Raw genomic sequence first — 21,464 nt, forward strand, 5'->3', positions numbered from 1 at the left:
AGCGGAGTAGAGAGGCGGAAATGAACTGGCTCACCAGCTCGGTCCTGCCGAAGATCAAGGCCTGGGTCGGCGCCCGCGAGGTGCCCGACAACCTGTGGCACAAGTGTCCGTCCTGCGGCCAGATGCTGTTCCACCGGGACCTTGAGGAGAACTTCCAGGTCTGCACCGCCTGCGACCATCACCTGCGGATGAACGCCGTCGACCGGCTCGCCATGCTGTTCGACAAGAGCGAGTACCAGACCATCGAGCTGCCGAAGACGGCCGCCGACCCGTTGAAGTTCCGCGACCGCAAGCGCTATACCGATCGCATGCGCGAGGCCCAGGTGAAGGCCGGGCGCAACGACGCGATCATCGTTGCCCACGGCACGATCGAGAACGCGCCGGCGGTCTGCGCGGTGTTCGACTTCTCCTTCATGGGCGGGTCCATGGGCACCGGCGTCGGCGACGGCCTGGTCCGTGCCGCGCGGCTGGCCGAGACCCAGGACGCCGGCCTTGTCGTGTTCCCGGCCTCCGGCGGCGCGCGCATGCAGGAGGGCATCCTGTCCCTCATGCAGATGCCGCGCACCGTCGCCGCGGTCGAGCGGCTGAAGGAGAAGGGGCTGCCCTTCATCGTCGTGCTGACCGACCCGACCACCGGCGGCGTCACCGCGTCCTTCGCCATGCTGGGCGACCTGCACATCGCCGAGCCGGGCTCGATCATCGGTTTCGCCGGTCAGCGGGTGATCCAGGAGACCATCCGCGAGCAGTTGCCCGAGGGCTTCCAGAAGGCCGAGTATCTGCGCGAGCACGGCATGGTCGACGCGGTGGTCCATCGGCGCGAGCTGAAGGCCATGCTGGGCCGTCTGCTCGGCCTGATGATGTTCCGCGAGCCCTCGGCCGAGGTGGTTGCCCTGCCGCAGCCCGATCTCGACATTCCCGGCCGGGATGACGAGGCCGAAGATGCCGAGATGGCGGACGCCCAGAAGACCTGATCGCCCGCTCCGTTCGGAGGATACGGCCATAACCGCCCCGTCGCCCGTCGCCAGCGCCGACACCCAGGCTCCGGACGCGATCCTTGCGCGCCTGCAGACCCTGCACCCCAAGGCCATCGACCTGTCGCTCGGCCGCCTGCAGACCCTGCTCGACCGCCTCGGCAATCCCGAGCGCGCCGTACCACCGGTCATCCATGTGGCGGGCACCAACGGCAAGGGCTCCACAATCGCCTATCTGCGGGCGATCCTGGAGGCGGCCGGCCATCGGGTCCACGTCTACACGTCGCCCCATCTGGTGCGGTTCAACGAGCGTATCCGCCTGGCCGGCGACCTGATCGACGACGCCGCCTTCTCCGCGGTGCTGGAGGAATGCGAGGCGGCGAACGGCGGCGAGCCGATCACCCTGTTCGAGATCACCACGGCCGCCGCCTTCCTCGCCTTCTCGCGCGTACCGGCCGACGTGCTGCTGCTGGAGGTCGGGCTCGGCGGCCGGTTCGACGCCACCAACGTGATCGACCGGCCGCTGGCCTGCGTCATCACGCCGGTCTCGATCGACCATGTGGCGTTCCTCGGCGACACCATCGAGAAGATCGCATTCGAGAAGGCCGGGATCGTCAAGCCGGGCGTCCCGGTGATCGTCGGGCCGCAGGATCCGCGCGCGTTCGGGGTGATCGCCGACCGGGCGGCCGCGCTGGAGGCGCCGATGACCGTATTCGCGCGGGACTATTCCGTCCGGCGCGAAGGCGAGGGGCTGGTGGTCGAGGCCGGGGGCGTGACCGAGGCCCTGCCGCTGCCGTCCCTGCCGGGGGCGCATCAGATCGACAATGCGGCCGTGGCGGTGGCCGTCGCGACAGCGGTGTCCGGCTCGCTCGCCAATACCGCCGTGCACCGGGCCGAGGGGGTGCGTACCGCCTCCTGGCCGGCCCGGATGCAGCGCCTGACGCGCGGTCCGCTGGTGGAGTTGTTGGCGGCGGGCTGGAGCCTGTGGCTGGACGGCGGGCACAACGCCGATGCCGGCCGCGCGGTCGCCGCCCAGGTCGCGGCCTGGCGCCGGGAGCGGCCGGACGAGCCGGTGCACCTGATCGTCGGCATGCTGAACACCAAGGCGGCGGACGACTACCTGCGCCCCTTCGCCGGCCTGCCCGCCAGCGTGTCCACGGTGGCCATTCCCGGCGAGACGGCCAGCCTGTCAGCCGAGGCGGTGGCGGCGATGGCCGGCACCGCGGGCGTCGCAGCGGCGGCGCGGGAGAGTGTCGCCGAGGCGCTGTCCGGCATCGTCGCCGGCGGCGGGGGGGCGGGCCGCGTGCTGATTGCCGGCTCGCTGTACCTCGCCGGCCGGGTGCTGGCGGAGAACGGGTAGGGGACCGTTCCCCGCAGCGTCGGTTCGGCTCAAGCCGGGGTCGGTGCGTCCTCGCCGACCAGCGTCACACGATGCATGATCCGGCGGGTCGTCCGGTTGTCGAACGGCTCGACCGAATGCATGGTGCAGCGGTTGTCCCACATGATGACGTCGTGCGGCTCCCAGACATGGCGATAGACGAAGGCGGCGTCGGTCGCATGGGTGGTGAGGTCGTCCAGCAGCGCCCGCGCCGCGTTCTCCTCCATGCCTTCGATCGTGACCATGGTGTGCGGGGACAGGAACAGGCTCTTGCGGCCCGTGACCGGATGGCGTTTGACCAGCGGGTGGCGGACCGGCGGCAGGTCGTCGTACGTGCCCTGATCGACCTTGCCGGCGAGCTCGGGAGCGGTGCGGAGGATGTAGTCGTGGGCGTGGATCACCCAGAGGCCCTCGATCCGGGCCTTCATGGCCTCCGACAGCGCGTCATAGGCGGCGTACATGTTGGCGAACAGGGTGCTGCCGCCCTCGCGGGTGATCTCGATGCCGTGCAGGATCGAGCCTTTGCTCGGGATCTCGCGGAACGAGCTGTCGGTGTGCCAGCGCCAGGACTGGTTCAGGTACTGCCAGGCCGTATCCGTCGGCGGCACGATGTTTCCGCTCTCGTCCACGTTCGACACCCGGTAGATCGCCTTGTTGCGCGACGACCGGTGGGCGACCGAGGGATGGATCTCGAGCCGGCCGAACCGCTCGCCGAAGGCGATATGCTGCTCGTCGGTGATCCGCTGGTCGGGAAAGACGAGCAGCAGGTGCTCCATCCAGAGCGCATGGATGGCCTCGACCGTGCTGCCGTCGAGCGGCTGCGAGAGGTCGACGCCCCGGACGGTGGCGCCGATATGCGGATGGCGCTTTTCGGCGGTGATGCTGTCGGTATGCGCGTGAGCGACGGACATGGCGGCGGTCTCCCTGGTTCTGTGTCCTTCAGGGAAGCTTGCTTGGCACCGGATAGAATTTGAAATTATACTAATTTCTAATCTTCATTATATTTGGTGATGTGATGCTGTCCATCGATCGGATGCGCGTCTTTGCCGCCGTCTTCGAGGAGGGGTCTTTCACCGCGGCGGCGGAGCGGTTGAACGCCACCCAGTCCGGCGTGTCGCAGCAGATCGCCCGACTGGAACGGGCGCTCGGCACGCAGCTGCTCGAACGCGGCGCGCGCGGCGCCGTCGCCACGCCGGCGGGCAGGCAGCTCTATGCCCGATCGATCGCGCTACTCCGGGAGATCTCGACCGTCGAGCGCGGGATCGTCGATCTCGGGCGCGGGGCGACCGGCAGCGTCACGCTCGGCGTCATGCCGGCCCTGACCCGCTCGGAGGCCGGTCCCGTCCTGAGGCGCTATCTCGCCGAGAACCCGAACGTCACGATCAACCTCGTGGAGCGGGCGAGTTCAGAGCTCATCGACGAGGTGGTGGGCGACAGGCTGGATGCCGCCATCGTCCCGGTCTTCGACGCCCCGCCGTCGCTTCGCTGCCGCCTGCTCGGCCGATCGCGGGAGGCCCTGATCGCCCGACCGGCGGGCGATGGCCTCCACATGCGTCCGGTCGACGTCCGGGCGGTGTCGCCGATGCGGCTGATTCTGCAGTCGGAAGGAAGCATCCGCCGCCGCCGGGTGCTGGCCTATCTGCGGTCCCGGGGGGTAGAACTGGACGCGCTGATGGACATGGACAGCATGTTCGGCACCCTCGAGTTCGTTCAGAACAGCGATTTCGTGACCATCGTTCCGGCGGTCATGGTGGCGCCGGAGATCGACAGCGCGGCGATGTGCGTGCGGCCGCTCGACCTTGACGGACTGGCGCTGGAGGTCATGGCGGTGTCTGCCGCGCGGCGCGAGCCGTCACCGATCGTGACGGAGATCCTGGACCGCTTCGAGCGGTCGCTGGCTGCGTTCGAACGACGCCTCGACCTTCGTCTCGGGCTGGGTTGAGGGGGGATGGGTTTAGGGACGGACGGCGGGACGGCCAAACACGAACGGCCCCGCCGAAGCGGGGCCGTCCTGATAGGCAAACTGTGTCGCTCGTCGCTCGGATCAGGGCGCTCGGATCGAGGCTCAGATCGAGGATTCGATCCACTGCTTGAGCTGGGTCTCCGGCAGGGCGCCGATCTTCTGGGCGTGCACCTGGCCGTCCTTGAACACCATGAGGGTCGGAATGCCACGCACGCCATAGGCGGCCGGGGTCTTCGGATTGTCGTCAATGTTCAGTTTGACGACCTTCACCTGCTGGCCGAGCTCGTCGGAGATCTTCTCCAGGGACGGGCCGATCATCTTACAGGGGCCACACCACTCGGCCCAGAAGTCGACGACCACAGGGGTGTCGGATTTCAGGACGTCCTCGTCAAACGAGGCGTCGGAAACCGGGTTCGTCGTCATCGATTCATCCTTTCGCGGTTCCTCCGGCGGAGATTAGGAACGCCGCCGGTCATGGTCAAGGCAATGCGCCAAACCCTTGAAGCAACGGGTCCGGAATGGGCATCAGGGTCGGACCGTCGGTCCAAAGCAGCGCACATCGCACCGCCCGGCCGGGATATAGGGACGCCACCAGCGAGCGATATGTGGACATCTGGCGCATATATGTGTCGGCCACGGCATCAATTGAAGAGGGTGGCGGCCGATTGGTCTTGTAATCGACGATAAGCACCGCGTCCGGGCCGACGGCGAGCCGGTCGATTCGGCCGGAGACGATCTGCAGGCCCTCCGGCCCGGTGACCTGGCCGACGATCGGCACCTCGGCGCGGGAGCCGGGGGCGAAGACCGGCGCGAACTCGGGGTCGTCGAGCACCGCCAGCACCTCTGCCAGCCAGGACTCCACCTGGTCGGGACTCAGGGCGTGGACCGGGCGGGTCAGCAGGGCGCGGCCGGCTTCGTGGCGGCGGGTGGGCTCCATGTCGGGGAGAAGCTGGAGCAGACGGTGCAGCAGCACGCCGCGCTTGAACGGGTCGGTGCCGTCGCGCTGCAGCGGTGAGCGCACCGGCGGCTCGTCGGCGGCCGGGCGCGACGGGGCGAGCGGTCGCGGCGGGGTCGGTTCGCGCGGAGCGGCGGCGCCGGCCCAGCCGGGCAGCGACGCCGGAGCCGGGGCGGCCGTGCCGGCACGCGCGGCGGGGGCCGCCGCTTCCTGCGGCGTGGCCAGCACCAGCGTGCCGTCCTCGTCCTGCGCCGCGATGGCGGGCAGGCCGGCGCGGGCATGGCCGAACCAGCCCTTGTCCACGGGATCGCGCTTGCCCTTCCAGCCGCAGACGATCAGCCGGTCCTCGGCCCGGGTCATGGCGACGTAGAGCAGCCGGCGGTATTCCTGCTCCATCGCTTCGCGCGCCTTCGCCCGCGCACCGGCGGAGACGGCATCGGCGCTGGCGCTGGACGGCGCCCAGAGCGGCAGGTCGAGCCCGTCGCCATGCCAGACCACGGCATCGCGGAGCTGTGGCGGCCGCACCGTGTCGGGCAGGATGACGATCGGCGCCTGCAGGCCCTTGGCCCCGTGCACGGTCATCACCCGGACCTGGTCGACCTCGCCGCCCTCCAGCTCGCGCTTGACCTCCTGCTCGCCGGCGACGACCGCGTGCAGGAAGCTCTGCAGCGAGGGCGGGTTCTCGCGCTCGTCGTCCAGGGCCTGGGCCAGGAACTCGTCGATCGCGTCCTCGCAGTCGGGGCCGAGACGGGCGACCAGCCGCTCGCGGCCGCGCTCGGCCGACAGGATCTGCTGGTAGAACGCGTGCGGCGGCAGGTTCCGGGCCATCCCCGACCAGCGGGACAGCCGCCGGGCCGCCCGGGCGAAGACGTCCCGCTCCTCAGCCCGGCGCCACAGCTCGGCCCACAGGCGGCGCTCCTTGCGTCCCTGGGCGAGGTCGAGCAGGTCCTCCTCGCTCAGCCCCACCAGCGGGCTCTTCAGCACGGTGGCGAGCGTCAGGTCGTCGTCGGGCAGCAGCAGCGCCTCGCCCAGCGCGATCAGGTCGCGCACCGCCATCTGCTCGGTCAGCACCATGCGGTCGACGCCGGCCACCGGCACATCCGACGCCTTCAGCGCCCGCACCAGTTCCGCGACGAAGGCCCCGCGTCGGCGCACCAGCACCATGACGTCGCCGGGGCGGATCGGCCGGTTCTTGGCCTCCAGCGGCTCGCCCGCGGCAATCCAGCCGGCGATGCGGCCGGCGATGGTCTGGGCCAGCCGGGTGACCGGGGCGTCCATGGAGGCGCGGGTCAGCGGCGGCGACCAGGGATCGCCCGCCTCCTCGTCCTCCGGCTCGACCACCGGCCAGAGCTCCACGCGCCCGGCCTGACCGGTGCGGCTGGCCCGGTGGGCGATCTCCCGGGTGACGCCGGCGACGATCTCCGCCACGCCCTGGCGTGCGTCCTCGCGGGCGAAGACGGCGTCCACCGCGCTCAGCACGGCCGCGGTGGAGCGGAAGGAGACCTGCATCTGCACGTCGCGGAACGTCTGCTCGGCGGCGGTGACCCGTCCGGCGAAGTATTCGCGGGCTTCGGTGAACCCTGCGGGGTCGGCCCCCTGGAAGCTGTAGATCGACTGTTTGACGTCGCCCACGGCGAAGATGGTGCGCGGCCGGTCGGGCGCGCGTTCGGCCATCGCTCCAAGGCCAGCGAAGAACTCCTCGGCCAGGGCGCGCACGATCTCCCACTGCGCCGGGCTGGTGTCCTGGGCCTCGTCGATGAGAATGTGCTCCAGCCCCTCGTCCAGCTTGAACAGCACCCAGGCCGCCGTGCCGGGGGATGTCAGCAGGCGCCGGGCGCGCTCCACCAGATCCTCGAAATCGAGCAGGGCGCGGCGGGACTTGGCACGGCCATAGGCGTCGATGATGGCGGCGGACAGGCGGATCAGCGCGGCCGAGCGCAGGGCGGTATCCAGCGCTTTGCGCCGTTCCTCCACACCCAGGATGCGCTCCGCCTCCCGGGTCAGGTCATCGAGCAGGGTCGGCGCGCGTTCCTGCACGCCCTTGGTGGCGAGCCGGGCCTGGATCGCACCCTCCTGGGTCAGCAGGGCGCGCTTGTAGTCGTCCCAGGCATTGGCGCGGGCATCGGCATCCGGCAGGGCGAGCCAGGCGAACAGGGTGTCGGCGCGGTTGGTATCCGTCTTTCCCCCCGCCGCCAGGGCGCTCGCCGCCGCGTGCAGGACATCGCGGTCGAAGGCGGCGTCTTCGCTGGCCGCCCGACGCAGGATCCAGTCGGTGTCGGCCGGATCGGTGCCCAGGGTGGCATGCAGGCGGGCGGTGATGGCGCCGATCCCGGCGGCGGCCTCCAGCGACCGGGTCAACCGGGTGCGCTGGACCAGCATGGTCTTCAGCAGGTCGCGCACGGTCTGCTCGGCCGCCCGCTCGGTGACCACGGCGAGCGCGTCCGCCAGATCCCCGTCCGCCCCGCCGCGCGCCCGCTCCAGGACAGAGCGCTCGGCATCCTCCAGCAGGGTCGCCGCCGCCCGGTCGTCGGCCAGCCGGAAGTTCGGCGGCACGCCGGCCTCCAACGGGAAGCGGCCGAGCAGGGACTGGGCGAAGGCGTGGATGGTCTGGATCTTCAGCCCGCCCGGTGCGTCCAGCACCTCGGCGAACAGGCGGCGCGCCTTGGCCATGCGGTCCTGGCTCGCCACCCGGCCGTCCAGGGTCTCGAGTTCCTTCCCGAGGGCGTCGGCGTCGAGCACGGTCCATTTCGCCAGGGTGCGCGAAAGTCGGGTCGCCATCTCCGCCGCCGCCGCCTTGGTGAAGGTCAGGCACAGCAGGCGCTGCGGCTTCGTACCCGCCAGCAGCAGGTTCAGCAGCCGGTCGGTCAGCACCTTGGTCTTGCCCGACCCGGCGGAGGCCGCGACCCAGGCGGAGACGGACGGATCGGCTGCCTCGCGTTGGTTGCGGGTGGCTTCCTCGATGGCGTTTCCAGCGGGGGCGCTGAGAGGATCCAGAGTGCTCATCCCTCGCCCTCCTCGCCGGCCGACCAGTCGCCGGTGCGCGCCAGGTGGTCGTAGTCGTTGAAGCGCAGGCTGCGACGCGGGTCCGGGGCGGCGTGATAGGGGGTGCTCTCGTCGTCGAAGGCGGCGATCAGCGCCTCCAGCCCGGCACGGGCGGTCTCCACCAGCTCGGGCACGGTGGCATCCACCGCGTCGATCTTGCCCGGCGGGGTGCCGCCGCCGACCCGCCAGTATTCCAGAGAGGCCACGTCGGCCGCGGGCAGATCCTGCTCGGCAAAGCCGCCGGCCATCAGGATCATCGCCTCCAGGGGAAGCTGTGGTGCGCGGCCGGCCTTCAGATCGCTCAAGCTCGGGTTGGCGCCGGTCTTGTAGTCGATGAGGACGTAGGTGCCGTCGCCACGCCTGTCGATGCGGTCGGCGGTGCCGAACAGCGTGAACGGTCCGCCGGGTCCGGCCAGGGTGACGACGCCCTGGCGTTCGGTGGCGGAGTAGTCGAGCGATTTGCGCCGCTCGCGCTCGACCTCCACGAACCAGCGCGCCACCCGCTCGAAGCGCGGCCACCAGAAGGCCCAGACCCCCGGCCGGTCCATATGGGCGGCGAAACTGCGCTTGCCGTACTCGATCAGCATGTCGGCCGGGTTTGGCGGCAGGTCGCGCGGGTAGTCCCGGACGAAGGCGTCCAGCGCCTCGTGGATGGCGTTGCCGCGCTCGATGGCGCCGACCTCCATATCCAGCGGGTCGAGCTTGCGCAGGTCCAGGATGTAGCGGGCGTAGATCGAGTACGGATCGCGCAGCCAGGTGTCGATCCGGGTGACCGACAGCCTGCGCGGCCGCTGATCCAGGCGCGGACGCGGCTCCGGCGGCCGGCCGGGATCGGGGGCGGCGGGGGTGTCCAGCAAGGCATGCCAATGGCCGGGGGCCTTCCACGACGCCAGCTTCTCCTCGCTGTGCAGGGCGCGGGCGACGGTATCCAGCCGCAGCAGCCAGCGCGACGGGATGGTCGGGCTGCCGTCGACCCGTTGGGCGCGAGTGAGGAACACCTCGCTTCCGCCCATGGCCATGGCGACGTCATGGGCCGCCTTGCCAATGGCGAGGTCGATGGAGGGCAGGCCGAAATCCCGGCGCATCGGCCGGCTCATCCACGGGTCCGGCTTCGGCTCGGCCGGCCAGGTGCCTTCGTTCAGCCCGCCCAGGATCACCCGGTCGAAGGCCAGCAGCCGGGCCTCCAGCACGCCGAGGATGTGCAGACGCGGGTGGCTGCCGTAGCGCGGACGCACCACGCGGCCTTCCAGCAGGGCGTCGAACAGGCCAGGCCAGTCGCGGCCGCCGATCGGTTCCATGCCGGCGGCCCCGTCGGCGAACTCGTTGGACAGCCGGGCCAGGGCCTCGCCCGCCTCGCCGACCCACAGGCGCAGGCTGCCATGGGTGTCGTTGGAGGTGGCGAGCGTCTCGGCGGCGCGCAGATGGGCGTCCAGGATCTCCGGCACGGCGACGGTGGGCTGGGACAGGGCGGCTTCCAAGGGCGCCAGCGCATCGGTCAGCCGGTCGCAGAAGCCGAGAAGGGCGCCAAGCGGCTCGGGCTTGAGGCCGGAGGCTTCCGCCGCCCGGCGCAGCCCGGCGAGACCGGCGGCGGGGCGGGGGCCGCGCAGGATGTCCCGGTCCAGGCGCTCCACCAGCCGCTCGAACCGGTCCGGCGGCAGACCGGCGGCGCTCAGCGGATGCTTGAGCAGGGAGAGCAGGGCGACCGGCGCGCAGTCTACCGCGGCGCGGGCCAGCAGGCGCAGGAACACCGCCGGCGCGCTGTTGGACAGCGGGGCGCCGCCGGAATCGTTCACCTCCAGTCGGTCGCCGTCACCGTCCTGGATCCGCCAGCGGCGCAGCTCGACGGCGACCCGGCGGGCGAGCCGGCGGTCCGGGGTCACCAGGGCGGCGGTCTTGCCCGGCTGTTCCAGCACCTCGCGCATCAGCAGGGCGATGATCCCGGCTTCCTCGCGCGGTGAGGCGGCGTCGATCCGGGTGATGCCGTCGAAGGCGGCCGGCGTCGGCGCGTCGGCGGCGGTCGACAGGCCGCGCCAGGCCTCGGTCGTGGCCGCCGGGCGCAGGGTCTCGCGGATCAGCCGGTCGCGGCCGCCGGTCACCGACGGGGACCACTCGCGCACCTGATCCCGGTCGACGCCGAGGGTGCGCAGCAGGCTGTGCAACCCGTGCTGGGGATGGGTCGGGTCGTCGCCGATGGCGGCCCAGCTCGCCGCGTCGCCGTCCCGGTCCAGCCCCGGCAGCACGATGGCGCCGGCCGGCAGCGCCAGCACCGCGCGCATCAGTTCCGTCGTCGCCGGAATCGAGCCGGTGGAGCCGGCGACGATGACCGGCGTGCTCGGCGGATGGGCGCGCAGGGCGGCGGCCTCGGCCCGCATCAGGGCGTCGCGCCGGGCCATCGGGTCGATCGCCGCCAGTTCCTCCAGCCGGCCGGGCCAGATCTCGGTGACGATCTTCAGGAAGGCGATGGTCTTGTCCCAATGGGCGGCATAGGCGTCCGGCGCCAGATCCTTGAGCACGGCGAAATCCAGCCCGTGCATCTGCACCTCGTCGATCAGCCGGGCGAGGGCCGTCGCGAGGCGGTAGGCGTGTTCCGGGGTGTCCGGCGTCGCACTGTCGGGATCGGCACGCAGGAAGGCGGTGACCAGCCGCATCAGCTCCAGATGGCGCTGCAGGTCGGGGATCGCCGGCGGGATCTCCAGCGCGCCGGCGGCGCCGGCCTCCGAGCCCGCCTCCACGTCCAGCAGGTCCTCGTCCACGTCGGAGACGGTGGACAGCTTCGGCAGGAGCATCGGCCGTCCGTCGCCGAAGCGCAGGAAGGCGTCGGCGGCGGAGCGCACCGCGCGCCGGGTCGGCAGCAGCAGGCGCACGTCGGTCAGGGCGATCGGATCGCCTTCCACCCGCTCCCACACACCGGCGGCCAGCCGGTCGAGGAACGGCGTGCCGATGGGGATGGTGTAGACGCGGTCGGTCATCCGGCTCCGTCGTGGTTGGCCCTTGGCGGCGTCTAGAAGAAGGGCACGTCGGCGAGATGGCCGGCGGCGAAGCGCAGGTTGGCGCGCTCCAGGTCGGCCGGCGTCGAGATATGGTACCAGAGCCCGTCATGCAGCGCGCCGAAAAGCCGGCCCTGCTCTTCCGCCCTGTCGTACAGCACGCGCATGGAGAACGCTCCCACGGGCGCGTCGGCGAAGATGCGCGGATGGACGATGGACACGCCCATATAGGCGTAGGGAGCGACCCGCGCCTCGTCACGGCTGGAGATCCGGCCGATCTCGTCCATGGTGTAGTCGCCGTAGCCGTGCCAGCCGAGCACCCGGGCGAAGGGATAGAGCAGGAGCTGGATGTCCATCTTCTCCGAGTCCCAGGTATCGGCGAAGCGGTGCAGGGCGTTGCGCATGCCGTCGAGCCAGACGCTGTCGCCGTTGACCACGAAGAACGGTTCGTCGCCGAGATGGGGCAGGGCGTGTTTCACCCCGCCGCCGGTCTCCAGCACCGCGTCCTCGTGGATGACGGTGATCGACGGGTCGCGGCGGCGCTCGACATGGCGGGCGACGTGGTCCGACAGGTAGTGGGTGTTGACCACCACGCGCTGCACACCGGCGTTCTTCAGGTGCTCCAGCGTTCGGTCGAGGATCGCCACGCCGCCGACCGGGACCATGGGCTTGGGCATGTTGTCGGTGATCGGAGACAGACGGGTCCCGCGGCCGGCGCAGAGCACCATGGCGGTCTCGGGCAGCCAGTCGGGCCGGCGGCTCAGTCCGGGCAGCAGCATGCGTGTGTCCTCACCGGTCTTTCATCGTTTGATCAATTTATCGTTTGATTTCGGGGCTGATCGAGCTGGGCAGGCGCCTGTCCGGCTCGGGGATGCGGCGTACCGACGGCGGCATCTCCCGGTCCAGCCATGCCGCCACGCCGTCCAACCCGGCCCGGTCGACATCCGCCTCGATATGGGCCCAGCAGCGCGGGATATGGACCATGTAGCTGGTGCGGCCGAAGAAGCCCTGCTGGCGGCCGAACTGTCCCAGGATCTTGATCGCCCGCTGGGCGCCCAGTGCGTGATAGGCGCGCAGGAAAGCGTCCCAGTCCGCGACCTTCCGGCGCTCGCGATAACGCGCCAGCATCGCCGCCTCAAGCCCCGGCGCAAGGTCGCGGCGCGCGTCCTGAAGGAGCGAGACGAGGTCGTAGGCCGGGCTGCCGGACAGCGCGTCCTGGAAGTCGAGCAGGCCGCAGCGCGCCAGACCTTCCCGTCCTTCCAGGATCATCAGGTTGTCGACGTGGAAGTCGCGCAGCACCAGGGTGTCGGCGCCGTGGGTCATCACCGGCACGGCGTCGCGCCAGGCGCCGCGATAGGCCTCGGCCACGTCCTCGGACACGACGTCGCCCAGGGTCAGCGGGGCGTACCAGCGCAGCATCCGGTCGGCTTCCTCGACCAGCCGGCCGCCGTCATAGGGCGGGGCGGCGAAGCCGATCTGCGGCGCGCGCTCGTGCAGGTCCGCCAGCAGATCGACCGCGATGGCGTACAGCGCCTCCTCGCTCCAGTCCCGCTCGCCCGGATCGGCCAGGATGCGGGTGAAGGTGCGGTCGCCGAAATCCTCCAGCAGCAGCAGCCCGGCGGGCACGTCCTCGGCCAGGATCGCCGGGGCGGAATAGCCGAATCGGCGCAGCTGTCCGGCGATGTCCAGGAACGGCCGCACGTCCTCCAGGGCCGGCGGCGCGTCCATCAGCACGGCGCGGGCGCCGTCGCGCACCACGCGGTGATACACCCGGTAAGACGCGTCCTTGGCCAGCAGCGTGACCTCGGCCCCGTTCCAGCCTGCGTTTTCCAGGAATGTCTCGATCTCGGTCTTGCGGTCACTCACCCGGCAGGGTTCCCGTCTCGATGTCGCCAAGGCGGCCGGCCCAGCGCCCATGGGGCGTCAGATGCGCGATCCGCCGGTCGCTTCCATGGCATATTTCGAGCGCCAGTTCGAGCCGATCCGACGGGACGGCCGCGCCGAGCCGGTCCGGCCACTCGACCAGCACCACTGCCTCGGAAAACCCCTCCGCCAGTCCCAGCTCCTCGACCTCGCCCGGATCGCCGAGCCGGTACAGGTCGCAGTGCCAGACGGTGCCGCGCTCGCCCTCGTATGGCTGGACCAGGGTGAAGGTCGGGCTCGGCACCTCGGCCTGCGGGTCGTCGAGCCAGGCGCGCACGAAGGCGCGGGCGAGCGCGCTCTTGCCCGCCCCCAGCGGTCCGGTGAGCAGGATCGCCATGCCCGGCTCCGCCCGTCCGGCGAGCAGGGCGGCAAGGCGATGGGTGGCCTCCAGATCGTCCAGGGAGAGGGGCAGCGGCAGCGATGTCACTCGGTCTCGTCTCCGGCCTCGTCGGTCTCGCCTCTGCGGGGATGGCGCGGCACGGTGCAGATCACCTCCGTCCCTTCGCCCGGCGCGGAGGTCAGCGTGACGGCGCCGTCATGCAGCTCGATCAGCGACTTCACCAGGGCGAGGCCGAGCCCGGCCCCGCTGGAGCGGCCGCGGCGCTCGAACCGCTCGAACACCCGGGTCTGGTCGTCCAGGGCGATGCCCACGCCGGTATCCTTGACGATGAACGCCACCATCTCGCCGCGATCCTCCACCGACAGCATCACGTCGCCGCCCTCCGGGGTGAAGGCGATGGCGTTGGAGACCACGTTGTACAGCGCCTGGGTGAAGCGGCGCTCGTCGACCTCGATCGGCGCCAGGTCGGCGGGGCATTGCACCGATAGGCCGACGCCGCGCGCCCGCACCCGCTCGCGGGCCAGGTTCTCCACCGCGCTCGCCAGGTCGGCCGGCGCTATCGCCGTGCGCTCCAGCTCCAGATACCCGGCCTCGATGGAGGCGAGATCGAGGATGTCGTTGACCAGGCGGACCAGCCGGTTGGAGGAGCCGAGGATGGCGTTGGCATAGTCCTTCTGCCGCTCGTTCATCGGCCCGGCATATTCCTGCTCCAGCACCTCTGAGAAGCCGATGATGGCGTTCAGCGGCGTACGCAGCTCGTAGGAGACGTTGGCCAGGAACTCGCTCTTCAGCCGGTCGGCGGTCTCCAGTGCCTCGGTGCGTTCCTGCAGCGCGGTCTGCACCGCCAGAGTGTCGGTCACGTCGCGGAAGTTCAGCAGGGTGGCGCCGTCCGGCAGCGGCACGACCGCGAAGTCGAGGGCGAGGCCGTCGGTCAGGTGCACGGTGCCGCTGGTCGCCTCCCGTCCGGCCAGGTAGCTCATCCATTCCGCCTTGATGTCGGTCCAGGGCCGGTCGGTCGGGAATTTCGGGCGCATGGCCTGGAACACCACCTCCGCCGGCGGCTCCGGCTCGAGGAAGACCGGCTCCTCCTCCGTTCCCCGCAGCCCCCATTGGGTGCGGAAGGTCGGGTTCGACAGCTTCATGCGGCTGTCGACGCCGAACACCACGATGCCCTCGTAGAGATTGTCCAGGGTCTCCTGCTGCACGGCGGTTAGCGTGTTGTAAGAGCGCTCCAGGGTCAGCCGGTCGGTGACGTCCTCGAAGGTCATCAGCAGGCCGCCGAACGGATGCGGCGTGACCACCATGCGGATTGTGCTGTCGTCGGGCAGGAACAGCAGCTCCTCATGGGCGTCGATCAGGGTGGTGAACAGCCGGTTGAAGTCGTCGCGCCAGGCCCGGAAGTCGGACTGCTCCGGCAGCCGCCGGCTCTCCCGCGCCATGTCCAGCACCTCCGACAGGGTCGGGCCGACCTCCAGACGGGCCGGCTCGATCTCCCACATCAGGGCGAAGGCGGTATTGGCGAAAACCACGCGGCGGTCGGGGCCGAACACGGCGATGGCGCTGTTCAGCTTCTCCAGCACCTCCGCGTGGGCATCGACATGGCGCGCGAGGTCGGACTGGATCTGCTCCAGGCCGGTCACATCGCGGCCCATGCCGATCGTGCCGCCGCCGGCGCTGGCCGACAGCGCGGTCTCGAAGATCTCGAACAGCCGGCGGTCGCCGTCGATCACCAGGTTTCGGCTCTCGCTCTGGACGCGACCCGTCTCGCGGGCGCGGGTGGCCAGCCCGCTGCCGCGCTCCAGGTCGCTGGCCAGGGGCACGGCGGCAGCGTTGACGAAGCCGATCGCGCCGGTCGGGTCCCGTCGCCAGGCCGGGTTGGGAAGGGCCGCCAGGGTGGCGTCGGGCGCCAGCCGGCGAACCTGTTCAACCTCCGATTCGAGCTCGGATATCCGCAGGCGTCGCCGATGGGCCACCCAACCCAGGAGACCGGCAACCAGGCCCAGCAGCGCGATGGCGCCCCATGAAAGCGGGGTCATGGTCACGTACTCCCCTCCGGCGGCCGGGCGGATCCGGACCGCGCGCCGATGTACGGCGTTTTAATAGAATCCTTTTTCACATCCGAAGCCTAGCCGCCCGTGATCGGCAAGTCGACGCTCGCCGGAGCCGGTCCCACAATGTGCAACTGAGCGTAGCCGTGCTGCGGTGCCGTATGCTCTTCAATGGCGTATCTTTCGCCATGAGTTCAAAACGGGACGTGTGCCCGGAGCCCGATGGAGAATCGCGATGACGGTGGTCGAGGATGTCGATGCGGGGGGCGCCGACCGGGCGAACCCCGCCGATCCCCATGGCGCCATGGCCACCCGCGTTCTCGGTGAGCAGCTCCGGTTCTTCTTCGGTCAGACCCGCGACGCCGTGGCCGGCCATACGGTGGTCTCGATCGCCGCCTTTCTGCTGCTGCTGAACGAGCCGGTCGACCATGTTGTCCTGGCCTGCTGGCTCGTCGCCTCCCTGTCGGTCGCCGCGGTGCGGCTGACGATCTATCGCGGGTTCCCGCGCGACGCGCTGTCGGCGGATCAGGTGCGGCGGTGGCGTCGGCGGTTCGAGATCATTTCCGTTGCGTCCGGCGGGATGTTCGGGCTGCTGCCGGTCCTGTTCCTGGACCCGGGCGACGTAAGGGCGACCGCCTGGATCCTGCTGATCCTGTCGGGCATGGCGGGGGGCGCGCTGGGAACGCTGTCGGCCTATTCGAACGCCTTCCTTTACTACGTGCTGGCCATGACGGCGCCTCTGATCGTGCGGCTGCTGCAGTCCTGGCACATGACCGCCGGCATGGATGTGCTCGTCATCGCCGGCCTCTGCGTGGTCACGCCGATCTTCTTCCTGCGGTTTTCGCGGCGGTTCCAGCGGGCCCTGATCGATCAGATCACCGGCCGACTCGAAAATACCGACATGGCCGAACGCCTGACCCAGCAGGGCGCGGTGCTGAATTCGGTCATGCAGACCATTCCCAGCGCGATCGCCGTGATCGCGGCCGACGGCCGGGTCGTCTATCACAACGACCGGTTCCGCCGGATGTTCGACCTGCCGGACGCGCTGCTCGAAGGGAAGTTCGATCACCAAGGGTTCAACGATTTCCGCCATAGCCGGGGCGATTTCGACAATCTCGAGCCCGGCCCCATGCGGGAGCAGATCGAGAACTGGGAGCGGCTCGGCGAGCCCGGTCCGCCGTTCGGATACGAGCGCACCCTGTCGGACGGTCGGGTGCTGCGGGTCGACAACCGGCCGATGCCGGAAGGCGGCTGGGTGCGGTCCTGGACCGACGTCTCCGACGAGCGGGCCGCCCAGCGCGAGACCGAGCGCTGGACGACCCTACTGCAGCTCACCCTCGACAGCATCGACCAGGGACTGTCCTTCATCGACGCCAATGGCGACCAGGTACTCGCCAACCGGCGCTACTGCGAGCTGCTCGACCTGCCCGAGGAGTTCATCCGGCGCGTCGTGCCGCTGAGCGAGATGATCGAGCTGCTGGAGGCGCGGGGCGAGCTTGTCGGCCTGTCGCCCGAGCTCACCGCCCGGATCGACCGGTGGGAGAGCGGCGAGGATCCGTCGCCGCGCCTCGTCTACGAGCGCCGGCAGCCCAACGGCAACTGGCTGCTGATCGTGTCCAACCGTCTGCCCGACGGCGGCCATGTCCGCACCTTCACCGACATCACCAGCCGCAAGCTTGCGGAGATCTCGGCCGCCGAGCGCCGGGACCTGCTGGAGCATACGCTCGCCAGCATCGATCAGGGCGTCATCCTGCGCGATGCCGACGACAACATCCTGGTGTTCAACGACCGGCTGACGGAACTGCTGGGCGTGCCGCGCGCGTTCTACGAGCAGAACATCCCGTCGGTCGCCATGCTCGATCACCTGAACGCCGCGTCGGACGTCGAGATCGACCCCGAGTTGAACCGCCGGATCGACGACTGGGTCGAGCGGCGGCGGCGCGGGGAGGCGGTCGAGCGTCTGGAATACGACCGTCTCGGACCGAACGGCACCTGGATCCACGGGGTCTTCCAGTCGCTGCCGGACGGCCGTCAGATCCGCACCTTCAGCGACGTGACCGAGGCGCGGCGCTCGCAGCAGGCGCTGATCGAGAAGACGGAATTCCTGGAGGCCGTGCTGGCCGCCATGGAGCAGGGGGTGCTTGTCACCGACGCCCGGGGCCAGGTGACGCTCTGGAACGACCGGGCCTGCGAGATCCTGGATCTGCCCGCGGGCACGCTGGAGGCCGCGCCGACCACCGAGGAACTGCGCGCGGTGCGCCAGCGCCTTGGCGAATTCGACATGACCGACCCGAACGTCGCCGCCTTCGTGGAGAACTGGAACGCCTGGATCGCCGGTGACGCGGACGAGATCTTCATCCATGAGCGCGAGTTCCGGAACGGCAATTGGATGCTGGTCTATGGCCGCAAGCTGCGCGGCGGCGGGACGGTGCGCACCCTGACAGACATCACCGAGCGCAAGCGGGACGAGGCCGAGGCCGTCGCCGCGCGGGACGAGGCGGAGAGAACCCGCGAACGCCTGCGGGCCATCCTCCAGTCGATCCCGGTCGGCGTGCTGGTCTACGACCCCGGGATGCATGTCGAGTTCTGGAACGACGCGTATTGCAACTTCACCGGCGTTCCGCACGCGGCCCTGAGCCACCGGCCGCATTTCCTGGAGTATCTGCGCTACGTCTACGACGCCCATGACCGCCGCCGGCACATGAGCCTCGAGAAATTCGTCGACTATCGCCGGGCGGTCTACGAATCCGACGAGAAACACGTCACGGAGTTCCTGTTCGACAGCACCGGGCTGGATGTCCAGTACATCGTCGGGTCGCTGCCGGACGGCGGTCGGGTCAACGTGATCGTCGACATCTCCCAGCAGAAGCAGGCGGAACGCACCGCGCTCGAGGCGCGCGACGCGGCGGAGGATGCGACACGGGCGAAATCCGCCTTCCTGGCGGCGATGAGCCACGAGATCCGCACGCCGATGAACGGGGTGATCGGCATGGCCGAGGTGCTGGAACAGACCGCCCTGGACGACGAACAGCGCTCGATCATCGCGACCATCTGGGACTCCGGACAGGTGCTGCTCCGGCTGATCGACGACATCCTCGATTTCTCGAAGATCGAGGCCGGCCGCATGGAGCTGGAGTCGGAAATGGTCGACCTTCGGGCGATCTCGGAATCCGTGCTCGACACCCTGGCCCCGGCCGCCGATGCCAAAGATCTCGACCTCGTCCTGGAGATCGATACCTCGGCGCCGCCGGTCTTCGTTGGCGACCCCACGCGGGTGCGCCAGGTCCTGATGAATCTGGTCGGCAACGCGGTGAAGTTCACCGAGGCCGGGTCGGTGGCGATCTGCGCGTCGGCCCGGCCGGACGACGACCTCCCCTCCGGCCTGCGCCTGCGGATCGAGGTGAGCGATACCGGCGTCGGGATCGACCCGGACCGGGTGGAGCAGCTCTTCCAGCCGTTCCGTCAGGCGGAGATATCGACCACGCGGCGCTATGGCGGGACTGGGCTGGGGCTGTCCATATGCCGGCGGCTCGTCGGGATGATGCAGGGCAGGATCGGCGTGGACAGCACGCCCGGCGAGGGCTCGACCTTCTGGCTCGAGATCCCGGTGGAGCCGTCGATCCTGGCCGGCGGGTCGGAGGTCGACGCCATCGACCTGTCCGGCCTCCACGCCCTTCTGGTCGTCCGGCCGGGTCCGCTCGGCACGCAGGTCGCGGACCTGCTGACCGCCTGGGGCATGGCGGTGACGCAAACCAGCGACGATGCGGTGGCGGCCGACCGCCAGGACGTGACGATCGTCGACGGACGGCTGGGGACCGATCTGCTGCGCCGGCTGATCCCCACAGGCGCCTGGGGTGCCGAGACGGCAGGGTCGGAGGCGCGCGCGCTCTGGATCGCGAATGCCGGGGCACCGGATGCGGCGCCGCTTGCCGTTCCGCGGCCGGTGCGGCGTGACCCGCTGCTGCGGGCCGTCGCTGTCTGCCTCGGCCGCGCCAGCCCGGAGACCTCGGCGGCCGCGCCGGCCGCGCCGACCCCGCGGGAGCTGAGCGTGCCGAACGTCGAGGCGGCGGCGGCGGCCGGCCGGCTGATCCTGGTGGTGGAGGACAACGCCACCAACCGTCTGGTGGTGGAAAGCCAGCTCGCCATTCTGGGTCTCGCGGCGGAAACCGCGGTGGATGGCGCGGAGGCCCTGCGCAAATGGCACGAGAAGCCCTACGGCCTGGTGCTGACCGACTGCCACATGCCGAACATGGACGGCTATCAGCTCACCGCGGCGATCCGGGAGGCGGAGCGGTCGTCGGGTCGCCGCGTCCCGATCGTCGCCCTGACGGCGAACGCGCTGTTCGGCGAGGCCGAGCGCTGCCTGCGGGCCGGCATGGACGATTATCTGGCCAAGCCGGTCACCCTGGCCGTCATGGGCGAAACCCTCACGCGATGGCTCGACGGCACGGCGACCCCACGCGGTAGAACTCCCGCGCAGGGCGTCGCGGCCCCGGCCGAGCGGGCCGGGGAGGAGCCGATCGACTTCGCCCAGCTGCGCGAGATCCTCGGCAGCGCCGACCCGAGTTTCACCGCCTCCATGCTCGACCTGTTCGCCGAAAGCTTCAGGGAGTTGAACGCGGAGATGCGGTCGGCGATCGATGCCGGCGACCTTGCCCTGCTGCGGGGCACCAGCCATGCGGCCAAGGGGGCGGCGGCAAACGCCTGCGCGAACCGGCTCCGACGCGCCCTGGAGGCGCTGGAACGCGCGGCGGCGGCGCAGCAGGCCGACCGGATCGCTGCGCTGTTCGAGGAGGTCGAGGTCCGCAGTGCCGAGGTCTTCGACTATCTCGCCCACCTGAAGCGGCCGTACTGACCGGTTTGGCGTTTCTGCTCCGCCGGGCCCTGGTACCCCTGGGCATGACGGCGTCGGCCCCCATCTTGAGGGGAAGTATTGTTCCGTGCGCCGATCCGGGAGAGCCGAGATGATTCGACACCTGCGTGCCGCCACCCTGCCTTTCGCCACCCTGCCCCTCGCCGCCCTTGCCGCCCTGCTGCTGGCGCCGTTCCTGTTCTCTCAGGCCGTCGCCCATCACGGCTGGAGCTGGACCACCGGCGGCAACATCGAGCTGACCGGCATCATCCGCGAGTCCAAGCTCGGCAACCCCCACGGGGAGCTGAAGGTTGAGGCCGAGGGAGAGGTCTGGACCGTGGAGGTCGGCCAGCCCTGGCGCAACGAGCGGGCCGGCCTGAGCGACAGCGATTTCGCCGTCGGCAACGAGATCACCATCGTCGGCGAGCCCTCGGCCGATATGGCCCAGAAGCTGCTCAAGGCCGAGATGATCATTATCTCCGGCAAGGAGTACCCGCTCTATCCGAACCGTAGCTGACCGGGTCGGTCCCGTCGGTGGAAGGCCTGCTGACCGGGCTGGCGTCGAGCGACCTCGCGACCGCGCTGCGCTTCTCGCGATGGAGCTACGCGGCGGTGAATACCGGCCACGTCCTCGGCATCGCGCTGCTGGTCGGTGGGATCCTGCCGCTGGACCTGCGGATGCTCGGCCTGTGGCCACGGGTCGAGGCGGCCGCCCTGATCCGGGTTCTGATCCCGATGGCGACGGCGGGGCTGGTGCTGGCAGGTCTGTCGGGTGTGCTGCTCTTCGCCGTCCGGCCGCTCGACTACGCCGCCAATCCGGCCTTCCTCGCCAAGATCGGTCTGGTGTCGGTCGGCGCGGCCTCGGCGCTCTGCGCCCACTGGCTTTGGGGGCGTCGGCTTGAGCGGGCCTCGGCAAGCGCCAAGGCGCGGCTCGGCGCGGTGTCGATGCTGTGCTGGGTCGGAGCGCTGGTCGCCGGCCGGATGATCGCCTTCACCGGCGGGTGA

14 protein-coding genes are annotated in these 21,464 nt (G+C 70.3%); 6 read left to right on the plus strand and 8 right to left on the minus strand.

Annotated elements, in window-relative coordinates:
- Nucleotides 1-20: 20 nt before the first annotated feature.
- On the plus strand, nt 21-971 hold the full coding sequence (accD, locus tag BLS34_RS13805; protein ID WP_028793521.1) for an acetyl-CoA carboxylase, carboxyltransferase subunit beta: 951 nt from the start codon (nt 21-23) through the stop codon (nt 969-971).
- On the plus strand, nt 940-2,331 hold the full coding sequence (locus tag BLS34_RS13810; RefSeq protein ID WP_093151127.1) for a bifunctional folylpolyglutamate synthase/dihydrofolate synthase: 1,392 nt from the start codon (nt 940-942) through the stop codon (nt 2,329-2,331). The genes accD and BLS34_RS13810 overlap by 32 nt, the downstream gene beginning before the upstream one ends.
- 29 nt (nt 2,332-2,360) lie before the next feature.
- On the opposite strand, the gene BLS34_RS13815 is transcribed toward BLS34_RS13810, so the two are convergent.
- Entirely contained in the window at nt 2,361-3,260 is a 900-nt protein-coding gene (locus BLS34_RS13815) for a TauD/TfdA dioxygenase family protein (protein ID WP_093151130.1), read from the minus strand.
- 104 nt (nt 3,261-3,364) lie between these two features.
- On the opposite strand from BLS34_RS13815, the gene BLS34_RS13820 reads away from it, so the two are divergent.
- Nucleotides 3,365-4,291, plus strand: a complete 927-nt coding sequence (locus BLS34_RS13820; RefSeq protein ID WP_093151134.1) for a LysR family transcriptional regulator — start codon at nt 3,365-3,367, stop codon at nt 4,289-4,291.
- 123 nt (nt 4,292-4,414) lie between these two features.
- On the opposite strand, the gene trxA is transcribed toward BLS34_RS13820, so the two are convergent.
- Genes trxA through BLS34_RS13855 form a run of 7 tightly spaced genes read right to left on the minus strand, consistent with a single transcriptional unit; the run spans nt 4,415 to nt 15,595 of the window.
- Nucleotides 4,415-4,735 (minus strand): thioredoxin, encoded by a 321-nt coding sequence (trxA, locus tag BLS34_RS13825; RefSeq protein WP_028793525.1) that lies wholly within the window; start codon nt 4,733-4,735, stop codon nt 4,415-4,417.
- A gap of 55 nt (nt 4,736-4,790) precedes the next feature.
- Nucleotides 4,791-8,270, minus strand: coding sequence for a double-strand break repair helicase AddA (gene addA / locus BLS34_RS13830; protein WP_093151135.1), 3,480 nt, complete (start codon nt 8,268-8,270; stop codon nt 4,791-4,793).
- Entirely contained in the window at nt 8,267-11,278 is a 3,012-nt protein-coding gene (gene addB / locus BLS34_RS13835) for a double-strand break repair protein AddB (protein WP_093151138.1), read from the minus strand. The genes addA and addB overlap by 4 nt, the downstream gene beginning before the upstream one ends.
- Before the next feature lie 32 nt (nt 11,279-11,310).
- Nucleotides 11,311-12,075, minus strand: a complete 765-nt coding sequence (locus tag BLS34_RS13840; RefSeq protein ID WP_028793527.1) for a nucleotidyltransferase family protein — start codon at nt 12,073-12,075, stop codon at nt 11,311-11,313.
- A gap of 37 nt (nt 12,076-12,112) precedes the next feature.
- The gene (locus BLS34_RS13845; RefSeq protein WP_215906111.1) at nt 12,113-13,162 is read right to left on the minus strand and encodes an aminoglycoside phosphotransferase family protein; all 1,050 of its coding nucleotides are present in this window, start codon (nt 13,160-13,162) and stop codon (nt 12,113-12,115) included.
- Entirely contained in the window at nt 13,155-13,646 is a 492-nt protein-coding gene (tsaE, locus tag BLS34_RS13850) for a tRNA (adenosine(37)-N6)-threonylcarbamoyltransferase complex ATPase subunit type 1 TsaE (RefSeq protein WP_245701976.1), read from the minus strand. The genes BLS34_RS13845 and tsaE overlap by 8 nt, the downstream gene beginning before the upstream one ends.
- A complete protein-coding gene (locus tag BLS34_RS13855) occupies nt 13,643-15,595 on the minus strand; it encodes a sensor histidine kinase (protein ID WP_093151140.1) in 1,953 nt (650 codons plus the stop codon). The genes tsaE and BLS34_RS13855 overlap by 4 nt, the downstream gene beginning before the upstream one ends.
- Before the next feature lie 247 nt (nt 15,596-15,842).
- Here BLS34_RS13855 and BLS34_RS13860 point away from each other — a divergent pair, with 247 nt between their 5' ends.
- The 3 genes from BLS34_RS13860 (at nt 15,843) to BLS34_RS13870 (ending at nt 21,464) form a co-directional block, all read left to right on the plus strand.
- On the plus strand, nt 15,843-20,462 hold the full coding sequence (locus BLS34_RS13860; RefSeq protein WP_093151143.1) for a PAS-domain containing protein: 4,620 nt from the start codon (nt 15,843-15,845) through the stop codon (nt 20,460-20,462).
- A gap of 109 nt (nt 20,463-20,571) precedes the next feature.
- The gene (locus BLS34_RS13865) at nt 20,572-20,976 is read left to right on the plus strand and encodes a DUF6152 family protein (RefSeq protein WP_215906112.1); all 405 of its coding nucleotides are present in this window, start codon (nt 20,572-20,574) and stop codon (nt 20,974-20,976) included.
- Nucleotides 20,977-20,993: 17 nt separating this feature from the next.
- Nucleotides 20,994-21,464, plus strand: a complete 471-nt coding sequence (locus BLS34_RS13870; protein ID WP_093151146.1) for a hypothetical protein — start codon at nt 20,994-20,996, stop codon at nt 21,462-21,464.

Source organism: Thalassobaculum litoreum DSM 18839, from assembly GCF_900102465.1.
GTDB classification, from domain to species: domain Bacteria; phylum Pseudomonadota; class Alphaproteobacteria; order Thalassobaculales; family Thalassobaculaceae; genus Thalassobaculum; species Thalassobaculum litoreum.